At 65.2% G+C, this 26,741-nt stretch carries 23 protein-coding genes; 12 read left to right on the top strand and 11 right to left on the bottom strand.

From position 1 onward, the window contains the following. Nucleotides 1-105 precede the first annotated feature (105 nt). Together IPI56_10500 and IPI56_10495 are read left to right on the top strand one after the other, a co-directional pair. On the top strand, nt 106-5,337 hold the full coding sequence (locus IPI56_10500) for a diguanylate cyclase (GenBank protein ID MBK7546151.1): 5,232 nt from the start codon (nt 106-108) through the stop codon (nt 5,335-5,337). 130 nt (nt 5,338-5,467) lie between these two features. Then, nucleotides 5,468-6,076 carry a transposase gene (locus IPI56_10495; GenBank protein MBK7546150.1) on the top strand — a complete coding sequence of 203 codons (609 nt, stop codon included), beginning with the start codon at nt 5,468-5,470 and terminating at the stop codon, nt 6,074-6,076. A gap of 27 nt (nt 6,077-6,103) precedes the next feature. Here IPI56_10495 and IPI56_10490 read toward each other — a convergent pair whose 3' ends face one another. The 5 genes from IPI56_10490 to IPI56_10470 form a co-directional block, all read right to left on the bottom strand. Further along, entirely contained in the window at nt 6,104-6,673 is a 570-nt protein-coding gene (locus IPI56_10490; GenBank protein MBK7546149.1) for a CYTH domain-containing protein, read from the bottom strand. Continuing rightward, nucleotides 6,673-7,758, bottom strand: coding sequence for a phosphatidylserine/phosphatidylglycerophosphate/cardiolipin synthase family protein (locus tag IPI56_10485; GenBank protein ID MBK7546148.1), 1,086 nt, complete (start codon nt 7,756-7,758; stop codon nt 6,673-6,675). Before IPI56_10485 ends, IPI56_10490 begins: the two co-directional genes overlap by 1 nt. Before the next feature lie 65 nt (nt 7,759-7,823). Further along, entirely contained in the window at nt 7,824-8,549 is a 726-nt protein-coding gene (locus IPI56_10480; GenBank protein ID MBK7546147.1) for an SDR family oxidoreductase, read from the bottom strand. Next, nucleotides 8,546-8,902, bottom strand: a complete 357-nt coding sequence (gene folB, locus IPI56_10475; GenBank protein MBK7546146.1) for a dihydroneopterin aldolase — start codon at nt 8,900-8,902, stop codon at nt 8,546-8,548. Before folB ends, IPI56_10480 begins: the two co-directional genes overlap by 4 nt. Beyond that, entirely contained in the window at nt 8,899-9,684 is a 786-nt protein-coding gene (locus IPI56_10470; protein MBK7546145.1) for a class I SAM-dependent methyltransferase, read from the bottom strand. The genes folB and IPI56_10470 overlap by 4 nt, the downstream gene beginning before the upstream one ends. A gap of 961 nt (nt 9,685-10,645) precedes the next feature. Between IPI56_10470 and IPI56_10465 the strand changes: the two genes are divergently transcribed. Continuing rightward, a complete protein-coding gene (locus IPI56_10465; GenBank protein MBK7546144.1) occupies nt 10,646-11,233 on the top strand; it encodes an outer membrane beta-barrel protein in 588 nt (195 codons plus the stop codon). A gap of 61 nt (nt 11,234-11,294) precedes the next feature. On the opposite strand, the gene IPI56_10460 is transcribed toward IPI56_10465, so the two are convergent. The 5 genes from IPI56_10460 to rplU form a co-directional block, all read right to left on the bottom strand. Then, nucleotides 11,295-11,639, bottom strand: coding sequence for a hypothetical protein (locus IPI56_10460; protein ID MBK7546143.1), 345 nt, complete (start codon nt 11,637-11,639; stop codon nt 11,295-11,297). A gap of 174 nt (nt 11,640-11,813) precedes the next feature. Further along, nucleotides 11,814-12,905: a glutamate 5-kinase gene (gene proB / locus IPI56_10455; GenBank protein ID MBK7546142.1), complete on the bottom strand. Its 1,092-nt coding sequence runs from the start codon at nt 12,903-12,905 to the stop codon at nt 11,814-11,816. Beyond that, nucleotides 12,902-14,173, bottom strand: coding sequence for a GTPase ObgE (obgE, locus tag IPI56_10450; GenBank protein MBK7546141.1), 1,272 nt, complete (start codon nt 14,171-14,173; stop codon nt 12,902-12,904). The genes proB and obgE overlap by 4 nt, the downstream gene beginning before the upstream one ends. Nucleotides 14,174-14,243: 70 nt before the next feature. Further along, nucleotides 14,244-14,522, bottom strand: coding sequence for a 50S ribosomal protein L27 (gene rpmA, locus IPI56_10445; protein MBK7546140.1), 279 nt, complete (start codon nt 14,520-14,522; stop codon nt 14,244-14,246). 1 nt (nt 14,523) lies between these two features. Further along, a complete protein-coding gene (rplU, locus tag IPI56_10440) occupies nt 14,524-14,856 on the bottom strand; it encodes a 50S ribosomal protein L21 (protein MBK7546139.1) in 333 nt (110 codons plus the stop codon). Nucleotides 14,857-15,032: 176 nt separating this feature from the next. Here rplU and IPI56_10435 point away from each other — a divergent pair, with 176 nt between their 5' ends. From IPI56_10435 to IPI56_10410, 6 genes are read left to right on the top strand one after another with little or no spacing between them, the layout of a single operon-like run. Beyond that, nucleotides 15,033-15,662 (top strand): radical SAM protein, encoded by a 630-nt coding sequence (locus IPI56_10435; GenBank protein ID MBK7546138.1) that lies wholly within the window; start codon nt 15,033-15,035, stop codon nt 15,660-15,662. A 43-nt stretch (nt 15,663-15,705) separates the two neighbouring features. Beyond that, on the top strand, nt 15,706-16,719 hold the full coding sequence (locus IPI56_10430) for a hypothetical protein (protein ID MBK7546137.1): 1,014 nt from the start codon (nt 15,706-15,708) through the stop codon (nt 16,717-16,719). Further along, nucleotides 16,709-17,218 carry a glycogen-binding domain-containing protein gene (locus IPI56_10425; GenBank protein MBK7546136.1) on the top strand — a complete coding sequence of 170 codons (510 nt, stop codon included), beginning with the start codon at nt 16,709-16,711 and terminating at the stop codon, nt 17,216-17,218. Before IPI56_10430 ends, IPI56_10425 begins: the two co-directional genes overlap by 11 nt. Before the next feature lies 1 nt (nt 17,219). Then, a complete protein-coding gene (locus IPI56_10420) occupies nt 17,220-19,157 on the top strand; it encodes a hypothetical protein (protein MBK7546135.1) in 1,938 nt (645 codons plus the stop codon). A gap of 9 nt (nt 19,158-19,166) precedes the next feature. Further along, nucleotides 19,167-20,720 carry a Do family serine endopeptidase gene (locus IPI56_10415; GenBank protein MBK7546134.1) on the top strand — a complete coding sequence of 518 codons (1,554 nt, stop codon included), beginning with the start codon at nt 19,167-19,169 and terminating at the stop codon, nt 20,718-20,720. Continuing rightward, complete coding sequence (locus IPI56_10410; protein ID MBK7546133.1) at nt 20,717-21,646, top strand: response regulator; 930 nt, start codon at nt 20,717-20,719, stop codon at nt 21,644-21,646. The genes IPI56_10415 and IPI56_10410 overlap by 4 nt, the downstream gene beginning before the upstream one ends. Here the strand turns inward: IPI56_10410 and IPI56_10405 are convergent. Continuing rightward, a complete protein-coding gene (locus IPI56_10405) occupies nt 21,643-23,886 on the bottom strand; it encodes a hypothetical protein (protein ID MBK7546132.1) in 2,244 nt (747 codons plus the stop codon). The genes IPI56_10410 and IPI56_10405 overlap by 4 nt on opposite strands. Nucleotides 23,887-24,246: 360 nt before the next feature. Between IPI56_10405 and ruvX the strand changes: the two genes are divergently transcribed. The 3 genes from ruvX to IPI56_10390 are packed head-to-tail and all read left to right on the top strand — an operon-like array spanning nt 24,247 to nt 26,457. Then, on the top strand, nt 24,247-24,675 hold the full coding sequence (ruvX, locus tag IPI56_10400; GenBank protein MBK7546131.1) for a Holliday junction resolvase RuvX: 429 nt from the start codon (nt 24,247-24,249) through the stop codon (nt 24,673-24,675). Continuing rightward, nucleotides 24,675-25,727: an endolytic transglycosylase MltG gene (gene mltG / locus IPI56_10395; GenBank protein MBK7546130.1), complete on the top strand. Its 1,053-nt coding sequence runs from the start codon at nt 24,675-24,677 to the stop codon at nt 25,725-25,727. Before ruvX ends, mltG begins: the two co-directional genes overlap by 1 nt. A 4-nt stretch (nt 25,728-25,731) precedes the next feature. Next, nucleotides 25,732-26,457 carry a GNAT family N-acetyltransferase gene (locus IPI56_10390; protein MBK7546129.1) on the top strand — a complete coding sequence of 242 codons (726 nt, stop codon included), beginning with the start codon at nt 25,732-25,734 and terminating at the stop codon, nt 26,455-26,457. Nucleotides 26,458-26,741 lie beyond the last annotated feature (284 nt).

Genomic DNA, 26,741 nt, shown 5'->3' with positions numbered 1-26,741 from the left:
TCCGAAAAGTCCAGGATTGGCCGTGTTGTTGGGTCAACAACCCTTTCCCCGGAAACCCTTGAATCCCGGGGTGGCCGGGATTATCCTATTGACGGAAACCACCTGATGACACCCCTTTACGCGCCCGCCGGACCCCTGCCGGACAAGATCGGTCCCTATCGCCTGCTGGATAAATTGGGCGAGGGGGGCAGTTCCGTTGTCCACCGGGCATTCCACGAAGACGATCCCACCCAGCAAGTCGCGATCAAGTTTGCCAAAGGGCTCTGGAGCGAGGCGGACATAGAGACGCGTGTTCGATTCGAACACGAAGCGGACCTGCTGTCGCGGTTGTCCCACGAGAACATCGTTCAATTGCGTCGGTTTGGGGTGCACGAGGGGGTCCTCTATTTGGTGATGGAGTTGGCGACGGGGCGGGCGCTGTCCAAGTTGATCGTGGGCCGGGAGATTCTGAAGATCACGGACATTGTGAACGTGTTGCGGCAGGTGGCGCAGGCGTTGGCGCACGCGCACGGGAAGGGGATCCTCCACCGGGACATCAAGCCGTCAAACGTGGTGGTGGCGATGGCGGAGGGGAGCCCGCGGGTGAAAGTGTTGGACTTTGGTTTGAGCCGACTGCAGGGACGGACGGGGGGCGCGCAGACGGTGGGGACGTTTCTATACATGTCGCCGGAGCAATTGGGGATACTGCCGCAGGCGGTGGACGAGCGGAGCGACTTGTATTCGCTGGGCCTGTTGGCGGTGGAGGTGTTGAACGGGCGGCATCCTTTTGCGGGGCAAGGGGTGCGGGAGCTGATTCACAGCCACGCGGCGGTGATTCCGGAATTGCCGTTGGAGACGCCGGACGGCTTGAAGGGCATTTTGCTGGCGTTGTTGAAGAAGGACCCGGCGGAACGCTACGCGAGCGCGGCGCAGTTGGTGAAGGACTTGGAGGTGTTGGAAGATCGGTTGCGCCGTGGGGAGGGGGGGGCTTTCCCGCTGCGGTTGGGGGATGTGGGGGGACGGCTGGGGGTGCCGCGTTTTTTGGGTCGGCAGCCGGATCTGGAGGTATTGCGGGAACAGCACGACAAAGCGCGGGGCGGCGGGCGGGCGTGTGTCTTGTTGACAGGGTCATCGGGAGTGGGGAAAAGCCGATTGATGGGGGAAGCGGCGCTGGGATGGACGCAGGGGCCGGTGTTGTGGGCGCGTGGCCGGGATTACGGGCAGGCGATGGCGCACGGGGTGGTGGCGGAACTATTTCGTGGGGTGTCGTCAGGCTCGATTTCGGCGTCGGCGGCGGAGCGCGTTCGGGCGGCGGTGGGGGACCGGGGGGAGGATCTGTTGCGTCTGGTGCCGGAGTTGAGGGGAATTTTGAACGGTCCGATGGACAGGACGGATTTGGCACCGGAACGGCGGCAACAGCGTTTTCTGAATGTGGCCGTGAATGTTTTGCAGGCGCTGGGGGAACGGGAGTCGCCGTTGGTGTTGGTGGTGGACGACGTGCAATGGGTGGACGATGGGAGTCTGCAGATCTTGCGTCGGCTTATGGAGAGCGCGGAGAGCCGGTCTGTGTTGGGGGTGTTCATCGTCCGGACGGAGGGGGTGAAAGAGAGCGATTCGGTGCAAACGTTTTTGGAGGCGGTGGAGACGGTGGGGGAAACCCGTCGGCTGGTTTTGGAGCCGTTGACGGAAGGGCAGATCACGGCGATCGTGGATTCCATGTTGGGGGGCGCGGTGCCGGAGGTTTCGCGGGCGGTGGTGGCGCAGGCAAAGGGGAGTCCGTTGTACGCGGTGGAGTTTTTGCGGACGTTGGTGGAGTCGGGGGCGTTGCAGGGGGGCGGGAAGGAAGGGTGGCGGGTGGCGGACCGGTCTCTGCTGGACGAAGGGCAGGGAGGTGGGGTGACGGGGAAGATCGCGGAGCGTGTGGAATTGTTGGGGGATGAGGAGCGGGCGGTGATTCGGCTGGCGGCGGTGCTGGGGAATCCCTTTGATTTCGATGTGTTGACAGGGGCGGCGGGGCGGCGGTGGGGAATTGAGGTGGACGAGGCGGCCCGGCGTGTGGCGCGGGCGTTGGAGTTGGCGGGTCAGTCGCGGTTGGTGGAGTCGTTGGGGGGGGGTGGGAAATACGTTTTTTGCCACAACAAGATTCGTGAAGCGATCGACGTCCGGATGAGCGAGGAATTGCGGTTGGAGCTACATCGGTGCGTGGGTTTGGCGCTGGAAGAATCGGAGAGGGCCGAAAGTCGTGTGTTTGATTTGGCCCACCATTTCACGCGGGCGGGGGACACGGACCGGTCCGTGGCGTACTGTTTGCGGGCGGGGGAGATCAGTTTGGATCGGTACGCGCAGCGGGAGGCGTTGGGTTTTTTCGCGACGACGCAGCGTGGGTTGGAGATCATGAACGCGGGGAGCGAGCGGGACGCGATGGAGCGGCGTCTTTGCGAGCGGCGGGGGGAAGCGGAGCGGATGTTGGGTCGCTACGAGGAAGCGCTGCGGGCTTACGCGCGAGCGGAGGCGCTGAGCGTGGAAACGGGGGACCGGATCCGCGTGAAAACCCTGATAGGGCGGGCGCTCCTTTCCAAAGGGGAATACCGGCGGGCGGGGGTGGTGTTGGAGGAGGCGCTGGCCTTGGCGGGGGCGCCGCTGCCGCGGACGCGGTTCGGGTTTGTTGTCGGTCTTCTGCGGGAATTGGTGGTTCAAGTCTGGCACACGATGCGCCCGCGGCGGGGGCAATCGGCGGATGAGGCCGCGGACAAGGTGTTGGGACGGTTGTATTCCGAATTGACCCTGGTGTTCTATTTCACGGATAAAAAGCGGCTCATGTTGGCCCATTTACGACATATGAATTTTGCCGAACGGTCGGGGATCCCAGAAATAATCTCGTCGGCGTACTGTTACCACGGTCCCGCGATGGCCTCGATCGGGCGGGCCTCGCGCGGCATCGCGTACCTTTTGAAAGGGCTGGCCCACCGCGAGCAGGCGGGGGACCGTTGGGGCGTGGCGCAGGCCCGAAGTTATCTCGCCAATGTCTATTTTCTGAGTGGGGCATGCCGCGAAGGGATACGGCAGGCGCAGTTGGCGGAACCTGTGTTTGAAGAGTTGGGGGATCGCTGGGAATTGACCACCCTGTATCTGACGATCGCTTCGCTCTTTTCAATCACCGAAAGTTGGGATCAATCGGAGGCCTACGCGGAACGGGCGCGACGGTTGGCGGCGGCTTCCAAAAACTGGTCCGGGGTGGCCCTGGCCATTCGCGTGAGTGCGGAATTGGTGGGTCGGGTGCCCCCCGAGCGTGTGATCGAACAAGCGCAGGCGCAGCTGCCCCTCTGCCGCGCCGCGGGCGACCACACCGCGGTCTTTGGACTTTTGTACGCCTGTGGCCGCGCCACTTTCGCCGCCCGTCAATTCGAACAGTCCGAGGAATATTTTCGCGAGGCGATGGACCTGAGATCCCGACATCCCATCGCGCGGGGAAATCACATCGGATTGCTTCTCTGGGTGGCTGAAGTCTTGTTCGCCCGGTCCCGCCTTGTTCAGGATCCCAAAGAAAAACAACGCCTGAAGAAAGAATCCATCAGTTTTCAAAAGAAGGCAAGAAAGGAAACGAAGATGTTCATTGACTTGGGTCGTTTCCGCATCTTGAACATGAAGGCCCGTTTTCTCTACGACGAGGGAAAACTCAAGGCCGCCGAGAGTCTTTGGAGAAACGCCGTCGGTTTCGCCGCGGGGCTCTATAGCGAAAACGACATGGCCTTGCTCCTTTCCGATTTTGCCGAAGCTATATTGTTGCAGAAGCGGGAAAGCGCCCATAGGCTCTTTTTGCAAGCGGCTCGAATCCACGAACGGACAGGGAACCAACTGGAGCTGGAGCGGATCAGGCGGCTGGTGCCGGAATTGGTGACCGCGCCGGCGACCGAATCCACCTCCGCGCCCCGCACGGGGACGGAATCCTCTTCAGCCGCTCATGGCCGCCTGGTGGAGGCGGAACGACTGGAGACCTTGGTGGAAGTTTCGGTGCAGTTGAGCGGGATTCTGAACTTGGAGGAATTGTTCCGTCGCGTGGTGGACGACGCGGCGCGAATCTTCGGCGCGGAACGCGCCATGCTCTATTTGAATGAAGACACGCCGGAGGGGTACCGTCAAAAGGCGGTGTCGCAAACGGAGGGCGCCAAGTCCGAAGCGCGTCCGGTCCCGGGAGCGATCTTGGTGGAAGTTTTGAAAAAAGGGATGAGCCTCCTCAGCGAGGACGCCCAACTGGACGAGGCGCTGAACGTGTCGGAAAGCGTCCTTTCCTCCGGAGTGCATTCGTTCATGGCGGTCCCGTTGAGATCGAAGGACCGTGTGTTGGGGGGCCTCTACTTGGACAACCGGTTGCTGAAGGGATTGTTCTCTAAACACGATTTGAAGATTTTGGAGGCGTTCGCCTCGCAGGTGTCGGTGGCGTTGGAGAACGGGCGTCTGTTCGCGGGGCAAACGCGCTCGCAAGAAGAGTTGCGGCAGTTGTACGACGCGAGCCGGGAATTGATGGGGGTGCTGGACCGGCGGTTGATCTACGCGACGTTTCTGTCGCGGAGCCGGAGCTTGACCAACGCGACGGCGGCGGCGATGGTGTTTTGCGAAGGCGCGGTGCCGTCGGTGCGGCTGCAAAGCGGTTTTGCGCCGGCGCAGATCAAGGAGATCGAGGCCATGTCGGCGGGGTGCCAGGTGCGGGAGGCGGCGGAGAAGATCCTGAACGACGGGACGGCGGTGTACATGGTGCCTCTGTGGGTGGGGGACACGTTGGAAGGGGGTGTGGTGGTGCGCGACGTGCGGGAGAAGCGATCGCGGGAACTGCTGGTGCACCTGGCGACGCAGTGCTCGCTGGCGCTGCACAACGCGCGGCTGTATGAGATGGCGATCACGGATGAGATGACGCAGGTGTATCAGCGCCGGTATTACGAGATGGTGACGAAGAATTTGGTGGATCGACGGGCTCGTTTTTCGCTTATTTTGATGGACATGAACGAGTTCAAGGTCATCAACGACACGCGGGGGCACGGGGTGGGAGACCAGGTTTTGAAGGCGGTGGGTCAGGCGATGCGGCAAACGCTGCGTGTGAGCGACATCGCGGCGCGGATCGGCGGGGACGAGTTTGCGGTGGTGTTGACGGGGGAGAGCGAGGAGGGGACGCGGCAGGTGATGGAGAAACTGCGGGAGGCGGTGGGGGCGATTCGGGTGGAGACGCCGGGGGCGGCGCCGCCGCGGGTGTGGGCGAGTTTTGGGTACGCGATGTCCGATGAAGGGGACTGGGCGGCGGTGTCGGCGGCGGCGGACCGGCGGTTGTACGAAGACAAACGCCGGAGCAAAAAGTCCCCCGGATAGAAAGAGCCTCTTGGGTTCGCTGAAGGTGTTGGTTGGCCCAATGGATGGGAGGGCGTGTCGAGGGGAGGGTGAGGGATTCGATTACGACGGTCTGTCGCCCGAGGAGCGGGAAAAGATCGAGGCGGTGGCCATGGACATGTGGGCACCCTTTATCCAGGCCACGCTGGCCAAGGAGCCCGGCGCTGAAGCGAAGACCGTGTTCAACCGACTCCCCGTTGGGGGCAACAGGGGCAAGGCGGTGGACACGGTGCCCAAGCGGGAGCACCGGAATCTTTTGGAGCCGGGCGACGAGACGCTTAAGGGGAGCAAGTATCTCCGGCTCTACCGTCGGGAGAACGTCCCTCGGTCCCCGCGCTTGGAGTTCGCGGAGTTGAAGCGAGGGGGCTTGAAGGTGAGCCGAGCCGGGGCGATTAAGGAACTGTTGCGGGACCTGTGGAGCGATGTCTATCCGGAGGCCACGCGGAAGTTTTGGAAGCGGTGGTATTTCTGGGCTACGCACAGCCGGCTAAAGCCGGTCCTGGGGGCGGCGGGGACGATCCGGCGGCACATCGCCAACAACCCGACCTACTTCGAGCCCCGGGTCACCAACCCCCTGCGCGAGAGCCTCAATAGCAGAATTCGGACGACCAAGCCGAGGGCCTGGGTTTTCGGAACATCCAGCACTTCAATACAGCAATTTGCTTGCACAGCGGGGGGGTCGATCTATACCCACGCTAAACCCGGAAGCCCCAAAGTTTGAGACCGCCTCAATTGAGAACGTCCCGAACTACCACGTGGGGCGTAGCACGCCGGGAAACATCAGGTCGAGGAGCGGACGAAGCGAGCGGTCGGCCGGGTGGAAGCCCGTGGCGCGCTCGTAGCGACCGATCACCGCCAGCGCCTCGGTCACGCTGGCCTGCTGGATGGCCTCGAACTCGACGCAGCACACGGAGCGCTCGGATGTCGTTGCCACGTAGTGCACGACCTCACAGTCGGGGAAATGCCAGACGTTCAGGTCCTTGTACAGCTCGCCCTGCCAGTCAATCCCCATCCGCGCCACGAAGGCATCGACCGGGGCCTGTTGTGCGCCGGCGTGGTGCCCCAGGTCGAGGTTGATCTCATCGCGCACCTCCGGATCGCTCGCCAGCGACTTGATGGTAAGCTGGTGCAACTCAGGATCGAACCGGTGCCGGAGCACGTAGTGACGGGCCCGTCCGTCAACGGTGATGAAGTAGCGGTCGCGGACCCTCAGCGCGGTGTGTCGCGCTGGTCCGATGGCGTCCAACGAGGCACGGAAACCCGTTAGATCGAATGCCGGGCCGACCACGAACTTGTGCTCGATCTCCGTGAAGCGCATCACATCCACCACTTAAAACGGCCGTACCGGGCGACCCGCGTCCGCACCCGCGCGGGCCATTGGCGGGCGAGATCGCGAGTCACCTCGCTCGTGCCGGGGTCGCGCCGCAGCCCCTCGACAATCGCCAGAATCGGATCGACCGCGCGGGCGTCGCGGCTGGCCAGCATCGCTTCGGCCAGCCGGTCGTGGGCCGCGTCCTCGAAGTTGTAGCTGCCGAACGCGGCCCAGGCGTCGTCCACAAGGACGATCTTCGAGTGCTCACCACGTCGATTCTCGTAGATCCGAACGCCCGCGGCGAGCAGCGGCCCGTAGCTGGCGGCGGCGGCAATCCAGGCCAGGTCGGTGGTCGGCAGCGCATCGCGATGCGAATGGAACACCTCGACCCGAACCCCGCGGTGCGCCGCTCGGAGCACGGCGTCCAAGAGCGCCTTCACCGGCTTGAAGTAGAAGCTGGTGATGACCAGGGTGTGGCGGGCGGAGTCGACCGCCTCGATCATCCGCTCGGTCACCTCGTTGCGGCCCTTCCAGCCGATCGGCCCCCCGAGTCCCTGCAGGCGGTTGGGGTTGCACAGCCAGTAGTCGAGGGGCAGATCACCGCCCTCGGCCCGCGCCTGCGCGTCGAGCGCCGCACGGTCCGCGGCATCGATTTCCCCGCCGATCGCGCCGAGGCTGTCGATCAGCGCCGTAACGATGGGGCCGCGCACGGCCACCGCGTACTCGTTCCAGCCTTCGAACGACGACTTGGTCAGGTTGCCGCTGCCGAAGATGGCTTCGCCGGCTTCCGACACCTGAATTTTGACATGCTGACCGCCCCCCAACGCGCGTTGCGCCCAGCGTTCGGGTACGTAGCGCCGCACCTGCCCGCCGGCCGACTGGAGCGCCATGAGGTCGGCCGCCAACGCCGCTCGCTGTGCGGTGGTCATCAGGACACCGCCAAGCCGCTGGCCAAAAGCGTCGACCAGCAGTTGCACGCGCACCCCACGACGCTGGGCCGCGAGCAGGGCGGCCAGGAGGGGCCTGCCGTAGCTGTCGTGCTCGATGTAGAAAGTGGTGAGGGTGAGAAACGACCGGGCGGTCTCGACCATGTTGAGGCGGCGCGACCATTCCGCCGCCCGGTCCCAGAGCGGTACCAAAGCGGACGCCGGCGGCATCAGAGCCTGTAGCCGCCCGCCACGTCGAGGTTGACGCCGGTCACGTAGCCGGCGTCGAGCAGGTAGCTCACCGCTTGCGAGATGTCGGCCAGCGTGCCGGAACGGCGGAGCGGCACCCAGCGCGGCATCTCCTCCGGCGTGGGCAGGTCGACAGAGTTTTCGAGTTGACCGGGCGACACCATGTTGACGCGAATCTGGCGCGCGGCGTAACCGACCGCCAGCGCGCGGGTGAGCACGAGCAGGCCGGTCTTGCTGACGTAGTAGTCGGCCCCGCGGGGGTTGGCGCGGATCCCTTCGAGGCCGGCCATCCCGATGTTGATGATGTTGCCGCCGTCCGGCATCACCGCCAGAGCGTGGTGGCAACAATAGTAGGCGCCGGAGAGGTTGGCGCCAATCGTCTCGTCCCAGACATCGGGATCGAGGCGGGTGACATCCTGGGGGTTGTAGTTGCCGATGTTGTTGACGAGCAGATCGACCCGGCCCTCGACGGTGGCGATGTTCGCGAAGGCCGCCGCCACCTCGGCCTTGGCCGCGACGTTTACCGACAGCGCGCGCGCCCGGCCGCCGCCGGCGCAAATCTCCGATGTCAGCGCCTGCGCCTCGTCAACCGATGACCGGTAGAGGATGACCAGGGCGTAGCCGCGGGCGGCGAGCGACATCGACAGATGGCGGCCGAGCCGCCGGGCTCCGCCGGTGACCACGGCCACCCGGGTCGTCGCGCTCATCGTCGCCGCTCCACGCGCACGAACGAACAGGCCGCCGCCGGTACCGCGGCCGGCTTGCGGACCTCAATCCGAACGGTCCGGGCCAACGGGACCCGCGCCAGCAACATGGCCGCCGCGTGCTCGGCCATCGTTTCAATCAGCTGAAAGCCGCGCTCCCGCAACAGCGCGGTGACACTGGCCGCCACATCGTCGTAATCCACCGCATCGGCGATGGCGTCGGAGGCCGCGGGCGCCGCGAAGTCGTAGTCGATTTCGATGTCGAGCAACACCGTCTGGGGGACGGCCCGTTCGTGCGGGTAGATGCCGACGATGCAGTCGACGCGGAGGTCTTTGAGGCCGGTCGTGCCCATCATGCGCGGGTGTCCTTCCGTGCCGACCAGATCTGCTCCTGGGCGGTGAGCCTATCGAACGGCGTGCGCTCGAAGTCGCCGTAGCAAGCATCGACCGTGAAGCCGGTGTCGGCCAGTAACGCGTCCGCTTGCTCGACCGTGAGCCAGCTGAGGGAGAGCGTCCGGTAAGTGCGACGCGTCAGCACTCCCTGAGCGTCGAGGAGGTCTTCCCAGGTCACCACGCGCATGGTTTGCGCGGCTTCGTCAACCAGGGAGGTGACCCACAGAAGGGAGGGCCGGCCATCGGGAGCCGGGTACTCGGCACGTAGCTGGACCCGGCGCATGTGGTCGAGTCGCGCGGGGGTCATGAAGAAGTCGTCAAAGATGAAACGCCCGCCCGGGGCGAGCTGGCTGTGGATGTGCCGCAGGGCGTCGCGCTTGGCCTCGAGCGTGGTGAGGTGGCCGAGGCTGTGGTAGGGCAACGTGATCAACGCCGCCGGTTTGCCCAGCTGAAACGAGCGGAAGTCGGCTTCGATGAGGGTCAGTCGCTTCTCCACGCCGGCCGCGGCGGCACGCTCGCGACAGAGGCGCAACATCGCCGGTGAAAGGTCGACGCCGGTGAGGTCACAACCGCGGGCGGCAGCGGCCACCGCGATGCGGCCATCGCCGATGCCCAGTTCCACCACCGGGCCCGTGGAGGCGAGGTAGGCGTCGACGTAGAACACCCGGTTGGCCAGCGCGGACGCGGCGGTGGCGGTCCAGACGGCGTAGATGTCGGCAAAGCGCTCGTAGTCCAATGGGCTCATGATGGGGGATCGGCCTCGTTCGAAGGCCCGCGACCGGCCTCGCGGAATTCTCGCCAGGCGCACCCGCCCCTTCATGCTCGAGGGTCTGCGCGCCAAATGCCTCAGCGACATCCACCTCCGCGTCTCGATGGAGGGTGCCGGGGCTCAAAAGCGTGATGGTATCAAGCCGCACCCCGCGGCCGACCTTCGCCGACGAAGGGATCCGGGTGCCACCGCAGGTCCCGCTTAACGCGATGAATTTTAGCTTTTTTTGGTCTGGGGTAAGGATATAAGGATAGGGACCGAGACAACTATTCAACTCGGCTGAACGGGGCTGGTCTTTTGATGCCGTGTGACCATAGCCCGACAGGCCCGGGCAAGAGGGGTGCGGAGTGTGTTTATTGACTTTCGCTCCCGCCGGTTGCAAGCTCGCCTGGCAGTCAAACAAACAATCATGTCCCCCACATTTTCCTGCCCGCACATCTCCACGGACGGAGGCCGCTGTATTGACATGGATTTTTTCCCGAAACCGCGGTGGGCAGGAAAGTTTTTGAGGCCCATTGGGCAATCCACTTAACCCCAATTCCCCAGTTGAATCGCGGGATTCGACAAAAAATTCGACCATTTTTTCTTCACAAAAAAGTTGGTCCGTAGTCCCTGCTACGACCTGCACTTTTTTTTTGTTCGTAAAAACGCCCGCCTTTTTTGTCTCGTCCTCGCGCCCAACAGGGGGATGAGGGTTAAGGGCCTGGCTTGCTTGGTCCGCGGCTTTTTTTAGCCAAATCTTGGCTTGGGCCGGATCCTTCGGCGTGCCGACGCCTAAAGTGCAACTGACGCTCAGCATCAACATCGCTTGGACGTGGCCCCGCTGGGCGGCGTCCCTCCCCCTATTGGACGGCTTGGACCGGGCCCTTTTTGACGGACGACAGTGGTTTTTGTATAGTCTTTATGTATTTTATAGACGCTGTTAAGTGAGGAATATATGACACAAACTAGAATGATTCTGGGTGTGTTGGTTTTCCTGCTGGGCGTCGCGGGGGCGCGGGCGGAAGGAGACCGCCCCACGGGGAACGTGAACCTTCTTCTGACGCAAAAAATGCTGGACGAGGACGATTGGACGCCCCTGGACACCCAAACGGGGTTCGGCGTCATGGCCGACTTCAAGATGTCCTCCTGGCCCATCGCCATCGCGGCCGGCTACCAAACGACCTCGGACAACGACATTCTGTTCGGAGCCGATATGGAAGGATCCACCGACGAGTTGGATCTTGGGATCAAATACATCGCGGACAAAGTCGGCAATCTCCGCCCTTTTGTGGGCGGCGGACTTTCCCAAATCCGGGGCAAAATCGAAGGTTCCGGTCCCGGCGGCAGCTTGTCTGTTTCGGACACGGGGATCGGGTTCTGGTTGTCCGCGGGGATATACTGGACCCTCGCCGAACACATTAATCTCGGCGGGCACGTTAAGTACAGCAGCGCCGAGGTGACGCTCGCGGATCCGGCGATCGGGTCTTTTGATGTGGACGCGGGGGGGTCGAGTCTGGCGGTGTTCGTGGGGTACCACTTCTAAACCCTTAAATAATAGAAACGGGGGAGCGGCGTCGCCGCCCCCCCGTTTTTATTGAGCCGTCCTATTTTTTGCGCTCGGACCTTTTTTGTTCCCGACGCGCCTTAAAAGCCTCTTCCCGTTCCTTTTGCTTGGCTTCGAACTTGGCCCGAATCTCGTTCTTCTGTTCTTCGGTCAGGTTGGGGTTGGCCGCCAGCCGTTCCTCCAGTTTTGCCCTGTTCTCCGCTTTCATCATTTCGTGGAATTCCTTGTTTTCGGACATTTGCTGGTCCCGATGGGCCTTCATGGCCGCTTCCCGCTGCTCGGGCGTCATGTCTTTGAGGGATTCCCGGAAAGCCTTGTTTTCCTCTTGTTGCTTCTCCACATGGGCCTGTCGCTTGGCCCGTTGGCCCTCGCGGAATTCTTTCATGCCTTCCCCCCGACCGGGCCCGGCCATCAACGACAAAGGTAAAAGACACAGGGTCAATGTGTACGTTACGAAACGGGAATATTGCATGGGTTCTCCTTGGAAAGGAATTGGGCGCCAACGGCGGGGCCCTTCCAAGTCTAACGGGGAATCGGGGGGATTTCCAGGACGAGGCGATTACAAAACGACCAGATTGTTGCGGTGGATGAGTTCGGCGGGGGCGGCGCGGTTCAATAGGTTTTCGATTTCCTGGGAGCGATGTCCTTTGATTTTGCGGACGTCGGCCGCGCCGAAGGCCGTCAGGCCCCGGGCGATCTCGCGCCCATCGGGCGCCACCAGGCGGACCGTGTCGCCGGGGTCGAAGGCCCCCTCAACGCGCACCACGCCCGAGGGAAGGAGGCTGCGCTTGCCCTCGGTGACGGCCCGGGCCGCGCCTTCGTCCAGGTGGAAGGCGCCCCGCAGTTTGCGGCCGAAGGCGATCCAGCGCTTGCGCGCCGACAGGGCTTCGGGGCTGGCCACAAAGCGCGTTCCCACACCCTTCCCCTCCAAAATGTCCCGGACCATGCCGGGCCGTCGCCCGGAGGCGATCCAGACTTCGACGCCCGAGGCCATGGCGAGGCGCGCCGCCGACAGTTTCGACGCCATGCCGCCCACGCTTTTCGCGGAGCCCGTGCCCGCCTGCACGAGCGCTTCAATGTCGGGGGTGATTTGAAAGATCTCGGGCAGGAGTTGCCCGTCGGCGCCCGTGCTGGTCAGCAGGCCGTCCACGTCGGTCAAAATGAAAAGCCGCGCCGCGTCCATGCGCGCGGCCACCAGGGCCGAAAGGGTGTCGTTGTCCCCGAATTTGATTTCTTGGGTGGCCACGGTGTCGTTTTCGTTGATGATCGGGACCACGCCGCGCTCCAAGAGGGCCCCGAGGGTGTTGCGGATGTTGAGGTAGCGCTCGCGGTCGTCCAGGTCGGCGCGGGTGAGGAGGACCTGGGCCACGGCCACGCCGAGGGGAGCGAAGGCCGCCTTGTAGGCTTCCATCAAAACGGGCTGGCCGACGGCGGCGGCGGCCTGTTTGTCCTTTAAAACGGTGGGGCGGGTTTTCCAGCCGAAGGCGTCCATGCCCGCGCCGATGGCGCCGGAGGTCACGAGGATGGGCCGCAGGCCTTTTTTGGCCAGACCGCCCAGTTCGTCGGCCAGGGCCCGGATGCGCGATGCGTTCAGCCCGCCCTCGGGGCGGCTGATGACCGCGGTGCCGACTTTGACCACGATGGGTTTCATTTGCGTTTTTTGTCGTCGGGCCGGAAAGTGAACTCCCGTTCCCCCAGTTCCACCTTGTCCCCGGTCATCGCGCCTTGTTTTAGCAAATTTTCCTCGACCCCCATTTTCTTGAGAATGTTTTGCAGGCGGGAGACGCTTTCGTCCTGCTCGAAGTGAGTGATGGCCACCAGGCGGTCCACCTTCCGACCGCCCAGGCGGAACCGGCCGGGCCTCACCGCTTCGACGTGGAAATCCGGGGCGATGATCAGGTCCAGGGGCCTTTCCGGCTGGGCCGGCGCGACCACGGGCGCCTTGGTCAGGGCTTTGGCGACGGCGACCATCAGTTCTTTGACGCCCTTTCCCGTGGCGGAAGAGAGGGGATAAATTTTTTCCTTTTTTAGACCTTTGCGAAGCGCCGCCAGGGCCTTGTCGGACCCCGTGAGGTCCATTTTGGTCGCCGCCACGATCTGGGGTTTCTTCGCCAGTTCCTTCGATCGGGCGGCCAGTTCCCGGTTGAGGGCGCGGAAATTTTTCAACGCCGTGTTGTTGTCGAACCCGAAGACGTCCACCAGATGGATCAGGACCCGCGTGCGCTCCACGTGGCGAAGGAACTCGTCACCCAGGCCTTTGCCTTCGTGGGCCCCTTCGATGATCCCCGGGATGTCAGCGATGACGAAGGTTTTGCCGCCCACGTTCGCCACGCCCAGGTTGGGCGTCAGGGTGGTGAAGGGGTAATCGGCGATCTTGGGCCGGGCCTGCGTGACGACGGAAAGAAAGGTGCTTTTTCCCGCGTTGGGAAAGCCCAACAGGCCGACGTCGGCCAGGAGCTTCAGCTCAAGGTGGATCTCAAAGGTCTCTCCCGGCTCGCCCTTTTCGGAGATGCGGGGAGCGGTGTTGATGGCGGTTTTAAAACTCGCGTTGCCGCGGCCGCCGCGCCCCCCCCGGGCGGCCAGCACTTTGTCGCCGGGGGCCGCCAGGTCCGCCAACAGCCGGTCGTCGCGCCGAACCAACGTGCCGGGCGGCACGCCGATCAACAAATCCTCGCCCATGGCGCCCGTCTGGTCGCGGCCCCGGCCGCTCACGCCCGGCTCCGCGCGGAACTCCGGCCGGTAGGTGAAGTCGTAAAGGGTGTTTTTCTGGGGGTCGGCCACGATCCAGACGTCGCCGCCCTTCCCCCCGTTGCCGCCGTCGGGGCCGCCCATTTCGACGTACTTCTCCCGACGGAAAGACAGGCAGCCGTCGCCCCCTTTCCCCGCTGTCGCCCGGATTTTGGCTCGATCGATGAACATGGTGGTGTCCTATTATGTAAAAAAAACAGCCCAGGACGGTCGGTCCTGGGCCGGGGAAAAAAAGACGGGCTTACGCCGCGACGGGATAGACGGAGACGCGACGCCGTCCGCCGGCGCGCCCGAGGGTGCCGCGGCGGAATTCAAATTTCACCACGCCGGTGATTTTCGCGAAAATCGTGTCGTCCTTGCCGATGTCGGTGTTGTGGCCCGGCGCGATGTGCGTGCCGCGCTGGCGCACCAACACGGAGCCCGCGGTGACGCGCTCGCCGCCGAAGGCTTTGACGCCCAGGCGCTGGCCGTTGGAATCGCGGCCGTTGGATGTGGATCCTTGGGATTTGACCGATGCCATGTTACGCTCCGGCGCTCACGTTTTGAATCAGGACTTCGGTCATGTCTTGCCGATGGCCCTGGAGCTTTTTGTAGCCCTTCTTGCGGCGCTTGTGAAAAACCAAAATCTTTTTCGTCCGGCCCTGCTTGAGCACCTTGCCGGTGACCGAGGCGCCCGTCACGAGGGGTTTTCCCATCTGGACGGCTTCGCCGTTCTTGAGGAACAAAACGTCCGAGAACGTGATGTCGGCGCCGGCTTCGGCCTCGATTTTTTCCACTTTAATTTTTTGGCCGGGCACGACCCGGTATTGTTTGCCACCGGTCCGGATGATGGCGTAGGTTTTTAGTTCGTCCATAATCGCAAATCCTAGTTTGTTTCGAGATTTATGTCAAGAAAACAGGTAAAAAAGACCCCCGCCGGTCCACCTCGGCATAAAAACGGGGCGGCGACCGGGTGCGGGGGCGAACCCTTTCTGGGGGCTCGGAAATGTTATACTAAACGAGTGACACGAAGGCAAGGGATTTTCCACCCATGACGACCTCCACCGCGGTGTCCCTCACGTATGAATACGACGGCGGCTTCTACGTCAACCTCACGAGCCGTTGCCCCACGGCCTGCGCCTTTTGCATTAAATTTTCCTGGGACTACAAATACCACGGCCACGATTTGAAATTGCCCGCCGATCCCTCCGTGGCCGATATCCTGGCGTCCGCGCCTTCGGACCTCTCGGGGTACCGCGAAGTCGTTTTTTGCGGTTACGGGGAGTCGACTTACCGCTTGAAAGAAATGAAGGAGCTCGCCACCGCTTTTCGGGCGCGGGGCGCCCGCCGGATCCGGCTCAACACCGTGGGGCTGGGCAACCTCATCAACGGGCGCGACATCGCCCCCGAATTGACGTTTTTGGACGCCGTTTCCATTAGCCTTAACACCGTTGACCCCGCCAAATATGTTGAAATCATGCGCCCCCGGCCCGAATTCCGGGACCGGGCCCTGGAGAGCGTGAAAGAATTCATTCGGGAATGCGCGAAGAACGTGCCCGACACCACGGTGAGCGCCGTGGAAATGCCGGGGCTGGACGCCGCGGGGGTCAAGGCCGAGGCGGAAAAGGCCGGGGCCAAGTTCCGGCTGCGGCCTTTTTTGGACGATTATCAAGCCGCCTAAAAAAATCGGGGTCCTGGCGGACGACTGGACCGGCGCCGGGGACGTGGGTTTGGCGTTTTGGCGCGCCGGTTTCGCGACCGCCCTCTGGGCGCCCCTGGGGAGCCGGCCCCGGCCGCCCCGGAACGCCCGGGTGTGGGTGATCGACACCGAATCGCGGCACCTTCCGCCCGCGGCCGCGGCCCGCCGGGTCCGGTCGGCGGTGGGGGTATTGAAAGCCTGGGGCGCGACGTTTTTTTACAAGAAAATAGATTCCACCCTGCGGGGGCCGGTCGGTCCCGAGTTGAAGGCTTTTTTGGATGCCACCGGATCGGGAGCGCCGGTGCCGGTTGTGCCGGCCCACCCGCGCCTCGGTCGGTTGACCCGGGGCGGGGTCCATTATGTGAACGGTGTTCCCCTCCGGGCCAGCGCCGCGGGGCGGGATCCGCGCGCGCCGGTGGCTTCTTCCCGGGTGGCGCGGTTGTTGGGGCCGGCGCCGGACCCGAAACTTTTTTGCGTTCCGGACGTAAGTTCCCTGTCGGAATTGAACGCCCTGGCCCGCGCCTGGGTCCGCGCGGGCGGTTCCCGGGCGGTGGGCGCTTCGGCCCTGGCCGGCGCCCTGGCCCGGTTGTGGGGACGGCCCCGCCGGCGTTTAAAAGGGCCCTCCTTGCCCCGGTGGGTGGTGGTTTCGGGTTCGGCCCACCCGGCGAGCCGGGCGCAATACGATTATGTTTCGAAGCGTTTGACCCGCTTGGCGGGCCCTGGGGCCCCGGCACTTTTCGCGGCGCCCCGGTCGCGCGCGCGCCCCGATCGGGTGGCCGCTCGATTGCGTGAACGCGTGCGGCGGCACATGGGGGCCGGGTCGCCGGTCCGCCTCCGTCGGACAGGGTGGTGGGTCGCCGGGGGGGAAACCGCTTTCGGCCTGGTCCGCATGTGGAAAGCCCCCGTCTGGCGGGTGGCCGGGGCCGTGGACGAAGGGGTCGCGCTCTGCCGAACCGATGGGCCCGACCCGCGGTGGCTGGTCACCAAACCGGGGGGCTTTGGCCGCCCCGACTTGATTTGGAGGACTCTTGGACGATAAAATTTCATCCGAAAGCCCCGCCGCCGCGCCGCCGCCTTGGGTGTTGCCGTCCTTCGCGCGGCCGGTGGGCTTCGTTGTCCTTTGTCTGGGGTTCCTGTGGGTCGTTGGCCCGCGCCTGTACCGCAACGCGGCGGACCTCAACGCCCTCCGCGATCTCGGACCGGCGCGCCTTCGCGCCCCCGACGCTCTCGACGGGCCGGCCCTCGCGGCGCCCGCCCCGGCGTCCCTGCGGGCGAACCCCCTGGGCCCGCGTCCCATTTCCTTCCGGTTGTTGGCGCCGGCGGCCCAGACTGTATTTGTGGGGGGAAGTTTTAATGATTTCAACGCCGCCCAATACCCGCTGACGCGCCGCGACGACGGGGTTTGGGAGGCGGCCGTCACGCTCGACCCCGGACGGTACGCTTATAAATTTAAAGTGGACGGGGAATGGATGCTCGACCCGACGAATCCCGAGCGCACCCCCGCGCCCAAAGAAAGTTCCCTTTTGGAGGTTCACTGAGATGATCCCGTTTCGTTCGATGGTCCGATGGATGGGTCTGGCCCCCCTTATGGTGTTGACCGCCTGCTTGGGCCCCCTGCCGCCCCGGGGGGGCCGACCGACGGTGCCGGTGGTTCCGCCCGTGGCCGTCCCCGAGGTCCCGCCGGTCGCCGTCGAACCGCCGCGCGCCGAAGGCCCCCGCGTGGGGATCCTTTGGGCGCCCGGCCCCCGGGTCGACGCCTTGATGTCGGCGGAATTCCTCGCCCAACGGCCGACGTGGCGCCTGACGGCGGTGTTCCCGGACAAGTTTTTTGGCGAGGACGAACGCGGTCGCCGGGCCAAAACGCTTTTTCAAGCGCTCGTCTCTTCCAAACAGGTGGAGGTGGTCTTGACCCTGCCCCACCGCCCCATGATGCCGTTGTTGATGGACACCGACCACGCCCAACTGTCGGCGGTTCCCGTCGAGGCGCGACCGCCGCGGTTCGCCCGGCCGGAGGACGTCCTCGAGCAAATCGACTTGGCCCGGGCCGCCCACCGCCGCCGATGGCGCGTGTCGCCGACGGGGCTCGCCCTGCCCTGGGACGCCGTCGTCGGTCCGGAAACCCCGCTGTGGTCCCGTTTCAAGCTGCGCTGGGCGGTGTTGCCCTCCTCCGCCGTGCCCACGGTTCAGGAAGACGCGCGCCCGCCCATTGTCCGCGCGGCGCGCTGGCCCGTCGGGGCGACCGCCCGGAAGTCTTGGTTTAAATCGACTTTGGAGCCGCTCGTCAAATCCTCCGGCACCTACGGGCCTCTGCAAATCGAAGCCCTCGAAGAACTGTCCGCCCTCGAGGTCTTGTCCGGTCCCGGGCGTGTGCGATGGGCCCCGCTCGGCGAGCTCTTGACCGAAGACCCGCTCCCCGCCGGGATTGCCCGCGTTCCGGCGACTCCGCCCGACCTCTCGCCGTGGATCGGCGAACCCGAAGAAAACCGGGCCTGGGAACTGCTCGGCTTGGCGCGGCAGGCCATCGAGGATTATCAAAATTCCGGCGACGCCGGGATGAACGCGCTGGACCTCGCCAAAAAGGAAATCCACGCCGCCGAAGACGGACGCGTTTTTTACGAGTTGGGGTCCGAAGGCAACGCCGACCGCGGCGGCGACGTCCGCCGGGAATTTTTGGCCACTTTGAACCAGGTGTACCAGCTGATGGGTCGCCCCGTTCCGCCGGAGGTCCGCCGGGGGTTCGCGCGCGGCCCCGCGGCGGGCCAAGGCGAAGCCGAGCCCGACGGCGCGTTCGAACGCGACGGCGCGGTGTTGCGCTGGCGCGACGCCCGCTCCGACGACCGGGGCCCGGGGGAATACTTTTATCCGACGGGTTCCCACCCCGCCGGGTCCTGGGACCTGCGCACCTTTGAAGTGCGGCCCGGCGAGACCGTGATCACGTTTTATTATGAATTCACCGCCCTCGCGAACCCGGCGCGCGCGCCGGGCGGGTTCTCCCTGCCCTTGGTGGACACCTACATCGACATCAATCGTTCGTCGGGCGCCGGCGCGCAGGATCTGCTCCCGGGCCGCCCCGGCCTGGTCGAGGCCACGGACGCCTGGGAGTACGTGTTGACGGTGGACGGCTGGGGGGCGCGGCTGGTTCGCTCCGGCCTGGGGGAAGCCCCGAAACTTTTGTCCACTTTTCCGGTCAAACGCGCGGGTCCGGGCGCCTTCGCGGTGGACGTGCCGGCCAGCGCCCTGCGCGGGTCGCCGGAGGGCTGGGCCTTCGGCGTGGCGGTCATGGGGCGCGGCCCCGACGGCCGCCCCTTGCCCGTCGCGGTCGACCCCGCGCCCGCCGCCTTCGGGGGCGCCGCCCCCGGCCGGGCCGCCCCGCCCTACATCGATTTGCTGACACCCCCCGGCGTTTCGCAGCGCCGCACCCTCGGCGTGTACAAATACGGTCAAGACGTGACCTTGCCCTTCGTCCGGGCGGAATAGGAGAGTCGCATGAACGAATCCCATCAAAAACGCGTTTTCTTTTGGGCCGCGGTGGCCGCCTTTGCGGCGCTGGTGGTCTGGATGGCCGACCGCCGGGGCGAGTCCGGCCTGCTGCCGTCCGATTGGCTCCCGTCGAAGAACAAGGGCCGGCAAACCGAGCCGGTCGCCGTGGAGGGCCCGGTGTTGAATCTCCAGGAGTCCTTCGCCAAGGTCGCCGAACGGGTAAAACCCACCGTCGTCAGCATCACGGCCACCCACATCGAAACCTTCCAGGCCGCGCCCCAGGAATTCTTTTTCGGCGATCCGTTTGAGGAATTCTTCCGGGAATTCCACGGCGCGCCCCGCCGGCAAGGCCCCGCCCCCCGCCCCTTCCAGCGCAAGCAGCAGGGCATGGGTTCGGGCGTGGTGGTGGATCCCCGGGGGTACATCCTCACCAACGAGCACGTGGTCCGCGGGGCCGATGAGTTGACGGTGACGTTTCAATTCCCCGAGGAGCGGAAATACGCCGGCAAGGTCGTCGGCGCCGATCCGCGCAGCGACCTGGCGGTCATAAAAATCGAGCCCAAGGGCGCCTTGACTTACGCCGCCCTGGGCGATTCCGACAAGACCCGCGTGGGCGACTGGGCCATCGCCGTCGGCAGTCCGTTCGGGCTCGAACAGACGGTGACCGTGGGGGTCATCAGCGCCGTCCGGCAATCGCTCAGCATCGAGGGCGTCAATTATTCGGGCCTCATCCAAACCGACGCGGCCATCAACCGGGGCAATTCCGGCGGGCCCCTCGTCAACATCCGCGGCGAGGTCATCGGCGTCAACACCGCCATTTACGCGCCGACCGGCGTTTTCGCGGGCATCGGGTTCGCCATCCCGGCCAACCGCGTGAAGGACATCATGGACCAATTGATCGAGAAGGGCCGCGTCGTGCGCGGCTGGATGGGGGTGGAAATCCTCTCCGTCAACGAAGTCATCGCCCGGCAGTTCGGTCTGTCCAAGGCCGAGGGGGTCATGATCAACCACGTTCTGCCCGGCGGTCCGGCGGACAAGGCGGGCCTCAAACGCGGGGACGTGATCGTCTCTTTCGCCGGGAAAAAGACCCCCACCCGGGACATCCTCGTGGACATCGTCGGACGCACCCCGCCCAAGACCACCGTTCGCGTGGGGCTGATCCGCGAAGGGAAAACCCTGGAATTGCCGCTTGCCACGGCCGAAATGCCGAAGGCCTCCACCCCGGCCGAGGGGGAGACCGGCGACACCGGCGAACCCGCGGGCGAGTCGATTTGGGAGGGCGCGCGGGTGGGGCCCTTGGACGAAAGCATGGCCGCGCGCCTGGGCGTGCCCGCCGGGACGGCGGGTGTGGTGGTGTTGGAAGTGGCGGGCGGCGGCCTGGCCGAGCGCCTCGGCCTTGAGGCCGGGGATTTGATCTCTTCGCTCAACCGCCAGCGCACCCCGGACGTGGCGGCCTTTTTGAAGGCGGCCAAAAAAGCCAACGCCAAGGACGGCGTCCTGCTGGACGTCCTGCGCCGTGGCCGGGGGCTCTTCTTGAGTTACCGGGACGGCGACGAGTGATCGAATCCCCGGCGCGCATTCTCGTCGCCGAAGACGACGCCGGGCAAGTCGATGTGTTGCGCGCCCTGTTGGGGCAGGACGCCCACCAAGTCATCACCGCCGCCGACGGCCGGGAGGCTCTCGAAACGGCCCGGCGGGAGTTCCCGGATTTGATCCTTTTGGATGTCCTGTTGCCGGGGATGAACGGTTTCGAAGTGTGTCAGCGCCTGCGCCAGGACCCGGCCACTTGTCTCATCCCGATCATTCTGCTCACCTGTCTGGGCGACACCCGGGACAAAGTCACCGGTTTCAAGCTCGGCGCCGACGAATATGTCGCCAAACCCTACGACGCCATGGAACTGCTGGCGCGGGTGGAGCGCACGCTCCAGCGCAGCCGGGAGGACCTGGCCGCCAACCCCTTGACGGGCTTGCCCGGCGGGGTTGCTCTGGAACGGGAAATTCGCCGTCGAACCGCCGCCGGGGAATCCTTCGCCGTGGGGCGCGTGGACATTCGAAGCCTCAACGTGTACAGCCGCGCCTACGGTTACGAGAAAGGGGACCACGTCGTGCGGTTGGTCGGCATGATCCTCAAAAGCGCCGTGCAGGAGTTGGCCGACAAAAAAGACCTGGCCGTGCATTGGGGTTCGGACGATTTCGGATTTTTAACCAGCGTGGCCCGGGCGGCCGTGGTGGCCGCCCGCGTGTTGGAGAACGCCGACGCTTTGTTGGCCATGCAGTTGACCGCCGCGGACCGCGCCCGCGGCGCGATCCACCGGGACGGTCCGCCGCCCGTGGACGGACCCCCTCTGGGCCTGTCCATCGGCATCACGGACGTCGGGTCGGGCGGTCCGGCCCACCCCGCAGCGGTTCTCGACGAGTCGGAAAAAACCCTTCGCGAAGCCAAGGCCCACCCCGGGGGGCCCCTGGTCCGGAGGTTCGCCGTCTAATAAGTACGCAATTTCCGAAATCCCCAGCCGAAAGCGCCGAACACCAAAAAGAACACCGCCCCGAGTGCGCCCGCCAAGGCCGGCGTCCGGTACACCCACAGCGCGCGCCATTCGCCCGCGGGGACCCGCAGGGCCATGAAAGCGTGGTTGGCCCGGGCGATCGCGGTCGGTTGGCCGTTGACAGAGGCCCGCCAACCGGGGGCGTGAACGCCGCTGTACACCAACCAACCCGCGCCCCGTCCCCGGGCCGTGACCCGGCCGGGTTCCTCGGCCCATTCCGTCGTTTGCCCCTCGGAGCCCTCCGCCGGTCCCGGGCTTTCCAACAAAACTTCGTTGCGGGGATCCCATCCCGTTTCAATGATTTTCAAGCGCTCCGCGTCGTCCGGGACGACCCGCGCCCGCGGCACCCAGGTGACCCGTTCCAGCGGCCGGGGCCGGGTGTAAAGGAGCGCGTTGGCGCTTTGCGCCAAAAAGCGAGACGGCCCCGGCAGCGGTTCGATGGAGACGATGTGCGACGTCCCCAGGAAATCGAGGGCGGCGCTGGGCCCGGGAAGGTCCGGGACGCGCCGACGGTACTCCACGAAACGCCTTCCCCCGAACACCTCGTGGCTCCAGGTCTGGGGAACGCGGTGAGGCAGGGGCACGTTGGGATACAGGGATTGCCGAAGGCTGTGGTAACCGTCCAGCAAATTGTCGCCCGCGAGCGGTTCCGCGGATTTCATGGCGTTTGGGGCGAGGGCCAAACGGTGGGGGGCGGCGGCCAATTCTTTGGTCAAGGCCAAAGGGCGGTGGTAGAATCCGTCGGGCGCCAGCGGGTTGAGCGCACGGGCCAGCAGCCACAATTCCAAGGTCGTGAACGTCCCGGCCACCGCCCACCGCCGTTGGTGGAACATCAACCACAACGCGCCGAAAAACAGGAGCGACGCCGCCGCGCCGCCGGCGGCCGCCGACACCCATCGGTCCTGGACGGCCGTCAACGCCGTTGTTCCCAACAACCGCTGACACAGGTGGGCCCTCGCCCCGCCGTCCAACGAAAGCCCCAGGGTCACGGCCAGCGCTCCGAGCGTGAGGAAGATCAACAGGCCGTTTCGCCAAGCGGTTCGCCGGGCCGCTTCGCCGGCGGCCAGGGTCAGAGCGAACACGGCCAGGATGGCCGCGTTGGCAAAATGGGTCATGTAGCGCAGGCCGGGGACCGTTCGTCGCAGCGCGTCAAAAACAGGGTCCACTCCCAACGCCAAGGCGAGTCCGCCGCTGACCAAAAGGAACAGCGCGAGCGTCTTGCGCGGACCCGCGCGGAAAAATCCCGTCACGCCCAGGAGGGCCACCCCGGTTCCCACAAAGAAAGTGGAGAGCCATGGACGCGCCACCGGCCAAAACCCCGCGTCGAAAGGCGGGGACTGGAACGCCAAAGCCACGGGGTTCGTGATCCAGGGGACCAAAATTTTGATGGCGAACACGGGGGAAAGCAGGAACTGACGCGCGTCGGTCGCGTCCAGGGCCGCCCGCAGGGATTCCCGCGCCGCGTCCCAGGAGGCGACAATTTGGGGAAGGACCAGCACCGCGGCCGCCGCCAGGGCCAGGACGAAACGCCCCTTGTCCAAAACCCACGCTTTGGCGCCCGGGGTGGACCGGGCGCGGACCATCCACCCCACGAAAGCGGCGAAAACCCCGTAATGGACAAACTGAACGTACCCCGTTGCGAGAGCGGCGGCGGTGGCGAGCGTCACCCCGGCTCCGCTGCCGGCCCAACCGAATAAAAACAGGAAGGGCAGAAACCCCAGCGTTCCCACCGCGCTGGGAAATTCCCAATGAGCGACACCGAAGGCGCCCCAGGTCATGGCCACGGCGGTGAGCAAGGCCGGACCGTGGCTGGGGCCCGGGGTTTTGGAGGAGAGCCAGGCTCGGGACGCCAGATAAGAGCCGAAAAACAGCAGCCCGTGGGCCGCCGCCAGGAAAAAGGCGTAGGCCCGGCCGAAGGGGAACATCCAAAACAGGAGGCCCAGGGGGGACATCGTCATCACCTGGGGGTTGGCCATAAACGGTTCGCCGCAGGCCGTGTAGGGGTTCCATTGGGGCAGGCGTCCCGCCTGAATCTCCTGCGCGGCGTAGGTCAACCAGGGTTGGAACGAGCGGGTCATGTCCCCGATGTAGGGCACCGACCCGGCGAAAAGGGGAAACAAAAAAACACCGGCGGTGAGGAAGTACAAAATCAGCGCGCGGCGCATTTCACGGGCGGTCATGGCTCAGTGTCGTGTCCCACAAATACCTTTGCTTTTGGAGGCCCGAATCCGCCCGGGTTCAAGGCGCGAGGAGGGAGCAATGCGGGCCATTGTGACGGACGAGCAACGAAGAAACCGGGCGGATTCGGGCCTCCCTTCAGCCGATTTATACGTCACGCTTTCGCGAGACGACTTATTAAAGCAGGGCCGGGCGCTTTTGCGGGGCGAGCGGCGTCGCTTCTCGGTTACGATGTCCCGCATCGCGCCCTCGTCGCTCCTTGTCGCTCCACAAAATCGCCCGGCCAAAAGTAAAGGTATTTGTGGGACACGACACTAGTTTAGCAAGCGTCGTGTTGCTTTGGGGTGTCCAAGTTTGGAACAATGGTCCGCGTGAACATTTGTCTGGGCGTGGATTGGGGGCGTCGGCGCGTGGGGGTGGCTGTTTCCGACGAGTTGGGCCTGCTCGCCCACCCGTTGGCCACCATCGAGGCCCGGTCCCTGGGGGACGTGGTGACGCGGCTGACCGATTTAGCGAGGGAGCGGGGCGCGGACACCGTGGTGCTGGGCATCCCCCGCCACATGAACGGCGCCGAGGGCGACAGCGCGACGGCGGCGGCGCTCCTCGGCCGGCGCCTCGCCGAGGGGGGGCTGCGCGTGGAATACGTCGATGAGCGATTGACGACCGTGGAAGCCGAGGCGCGCCTGCGGGACGGCGGCCGGTCCGCCCGGGCGAGGCGCGATCGGCTCGATCAGGCCGCGGCGGCGGTGATTCTCCAAACCTATTTGGACGCACGGCGGGGGAAATCCTGATGGACCCGGCCCCGCGGCCCCCGCGCCGAGGGCGCGCCCTCGCGACGGGCGCGACGTTCGTCCTCGGGGCGGTCTTCGCCCTGACGTGGGTCAACAGCCCGCCTCCCGGGGCCCGGGGCGGCTTTTTCGATATCGAACCCGGTTGGAGCGCCCGCGCGACGGCGCGGCGATTGAAAGAGGAAGGCCACGTCCGCTCCCGCCTGTGGGTGGAAATCCTGGCGCGCCTGTACCGTTCCGACCAGAAATTGAAAGCCGGCTTCTATCGGCTTCCGGTCGGCGCCCGCTCCGATCAAATCCTGCGCGATATGATCCGCGGGCGCGGCGCCACGGTTCGGTTCACCGTCCCCGAAGGCCACGCGGTCTGGCAGATGGCGGACCGATTGGCGGCCCTCGGCGTCTGCGATCGGGACGCGTTCCTTCGGGAGGCCCTTCCCCTCGAAGGGTTTCTCTTCCCCGAAACCTACTTTCTCGAGCCGAACACCCCGGCCCCCCGTGTCGCGACGCTTTTGAGGGAACGGTTCGACGTCGTTTGGGCCGAAGTGTTTGCCGCGGCCGCCGCGACGGGCGACGTGGTTCCGAATAACCCCGGCGCCGTGCCCGTGGGTCCCGACGATGTTTTCCGTCTGAAAGACAGCCGGCTTTGGACGGTTCGCCAAGCGGTTACGATGGCTTCCTTGATCGAGCGGGAAACCCGCCGCGACGACGAACGTGCGCTCGTGTCCGCCGTTTACCACGGACGACTGAAAAAGCGGATGCGCCTCGAATGCGACCCCACGGTGCAATACGCCCTCGGGGGTTGGAAGAACCCCCTCACCCGGGCGGATCTCCGCCTCGAACATCCCCACAACACCTACCGCCGGTTTGGCCTGCCGCCGGGGCCCATCGCCGCGCCGGGGCGCGCCGCGTTGGCGGCGGCCCTTTCCCCGGCGGCCGTTCCCTCTTTGTATTTTGTCGCCGACGCGGCGGGGGGCCACACGTTTTCCGCAACTTACGAAGACCACTTGAAGGCGGTCCGCCGATTTCGACGGGCCCTAAAAGAAACACTACAATAGAGGCATGGGACTCATGGACGCCCGGGACGTGCGCTTCACCATCGCCGACGGCAGCCGGACCCTGCGCGCCGTGCACCGGCTCCGTTACGACGTGTACGTGCGCGAGTTCGGCTTTTTCAGTCCCGTCAAGCACACCGACGATCTGCTGGTGGACGCTTTCGACGGGGCCGGACTCCATCCCATCGCCCTCGAGGGCGATGAGGTGGTCGGCGCCCTGCGGCTGGTGCTCCACTCGGAACGGGGCTTCCCCCTGGCCCACGTGCTGCCCTCTTTCCGTTGTCCCGGCCCGCCCGAAAAAACCGCCGAACTCTCCCATCTCGTCATCGATAAACGCTGGCGCCGCCGAAGGGAGGACGGGCTCTTCGGCGCCGAGGGGTACTTGACGGTGGCGGAGGGGGGCGTTTTGCCGAACCACGATCCCTTGCCCCCGGTCCTCAAGCGCCGCAGCCGCCCGATCATCATCCTCGGCCTGTTGCGGACGGCCTATCAAATGTCGCGGCGCCTGGGCATCGAATGGTGGCTCATGTTGGCGGAAAAGCGCCTGCACGCCCTGCTCAACCGCCACGGCATCCCCTTCTATCAGATGGCCGATCCCCTGGGCGGACCCGACGGCCCCCGGCCGTCGCTCCTCACCGTCTCCGAACTCGAGGCCCATTTGAAGCGTCTCCACGATTCCGTGTTCGACGAATTCCTCGAAGGACTCGAGCCTCAATACCGCCCCAAGAGTTGAGTCACCCGCCGTTGCCGCCGGCGCGGCGACGTGTCCTGCTCGCCCGTCCCATGAATAGAATCCATTTTGGGAGCCTCCTTTTGTCCGGATTCGAGGCGCGACGAGGGCGCGATGCGGGGCCATCGTAACCGAGGAGCAACGAAGAAGGCGGGGAAAAGGGGGCTCCCCCTTCGGGGCCGGGCGCTTTTGCGCGGCGAGCGGCGTCGCTCGTCGATTGCGTATTCCCGATACGCGCATTCCTCGCTCCTTGTCGCCCCACAAAATCGACCGGCCAAAATGTATCC

Source organism: Elusimicrobiota bacterium, assembly GCA_016706425.1.
Taxonomy (GTDB): Bacteria; Elusimicrobiota; Elusimicrobia; order FEN-1173; family FEN-1173; genus JADJJR01.
This window is presented reverse-complemented; position numbering and strand designations above follow the sequence as displayed.

Excerpts from the sequence above, each read along its gene's own strand:
- IPI56_10405 (MBK7546132.1), bottom strand. The coding sequence starts at position 23,886 with ATGACCGCCCGTGAAATGCGCCGCGCGCTGATTTTGTACTTCCTCACC.
- IPI56_10470 (MBK7546145.1), bottom strand. The coding sequence starts at position 9,684 with ATGAGCCCATTGGACTACGAGCGCTTTGCCGACATCTACGCCGTCTGG.
- proB (MBK7546142.1), bottom strand. The coding sequence starts at position 12,905 with ATGAAACCCATCGTGGTCAAAGTCGGCACCGCGGTCATCAGCCGCCCC.
- IPI56_10495 (MBK7546150.1), top strand. The coding sequence starts at position 5,468 with ATGGACATGTGGGCACCCTTTATCCAGGCCACGCTGGCCAAGGAGCCC.
- IPI56_10460 (MBK7546143.1), bottom strand. The coding sequence starts at position 11,639 with ATGAAAGAATTCCGCGAGGGCCAACGGGCCAAGCGACAGGCCCATGTG.
- folB (MBK7546146.1), bottom strand. The coding sequence starts at position 8,902 with ATGATGGGCACGACCGGCCTCAAAGACCTCCGCGTCGACTGCATCGTC.
- IPI56_10435 (MBK7546138.1), top strand. The coding sequence starts at position 15,033 with ATGACGACCTCCACCGCGGTGTCCCTCACGTATGAATACGACGGCGGC.
- IPI56_10500 (MBK7546151.1), top strand. The coding sequence starts at position 106 with ATGACACCCCTTTACGCGCCCGCCGGACCCCTGCCGGACAAGATCGGT.
- rplU (MBK7546139.1), bottom strand. The coding sequence starts at position 14,856 with ATGGACGAACTAAAAACCTACGCCATCATCCGGACCGGTGGCAAACAA.
- ruvX (MBK7546131.1), top strand. The coding sequence starts at position 24,247 with ATGGTCCGCGTGAACATTTGTCTGGGCGTGGATTGGGGGCGTCGGCGC.
- IPI56_10415 (MBK7546134.1), top strand. The coding sequence starts at position 19,167 with ATGAACGAATCCCATCAAAAACGCGTTTTCTTTTGGGCCGCGGTGGCC.
- IPI56_10485 (MBK7546148.1), bottom strand. The coding sequence starts at position 7,758 with ATGGTCGAGACCGCCCGGTCGTTTCTCACCCTCACCACTTTCTACATC.
- rpmA (MBK7546140.1), bottom strand. The coding sequence starts at position 14,522 with ATGGCATCGGTCAAATCCCAAGGATCCACATCCAACGGCCGCGATTCC.
- IPI56_10490 (MBK7546149.1), bottom strand. The coding sequence starts at position 6,673 with ATGCGCTTCACGGAGATCGAGCACAAGTTCGTGGTCGGCCCGGCATTC.
- IPI56_10465 (MBK7546144.1), top strand. The coding sequence starts at position 10,646 with ATGACACAAACTAGAATGATTCTGGGTGTGTTGGTTTTCCTGCTGGGC.
- obgE (MBK7546141.1), bottom strand. The coding sequence starts at position 14,173 with ATGTTCATCGATCGAGCCAAAATCCGGGCGACAGCGGGGAAAGGGGGC.
- IPI56_10480 (MBK7546147.1), bottom strand. The coding sequence starts at position 8,549 with ATGAGCGCGACGACCCGGGTGGCCGTGGTCACCGGCGGAGCCCGGCGG.
- mltG (MBK7546130.1), top strand. The coding sequence starts at position 24,675 with ATGGACCCGGCCCCGCGGCCCCCGCGCCGAGGGCGCGCCCTCGCGACG.
- IPI56_10390 (MBK7546129.1), top strand. The coding sequence starts at position 25,732 with ATGGGACTCATGGACGCCCGGGACGTGCGCTTCACCATCGCCGACGGC.
- IPI56_10420 (MBK7546135.1), top strand. The coding sequence starts at position 17,220 with ATGATCCCGTTTCGTTCGATGGTCCGATGGATGGGTCTGGCCCCCCTT.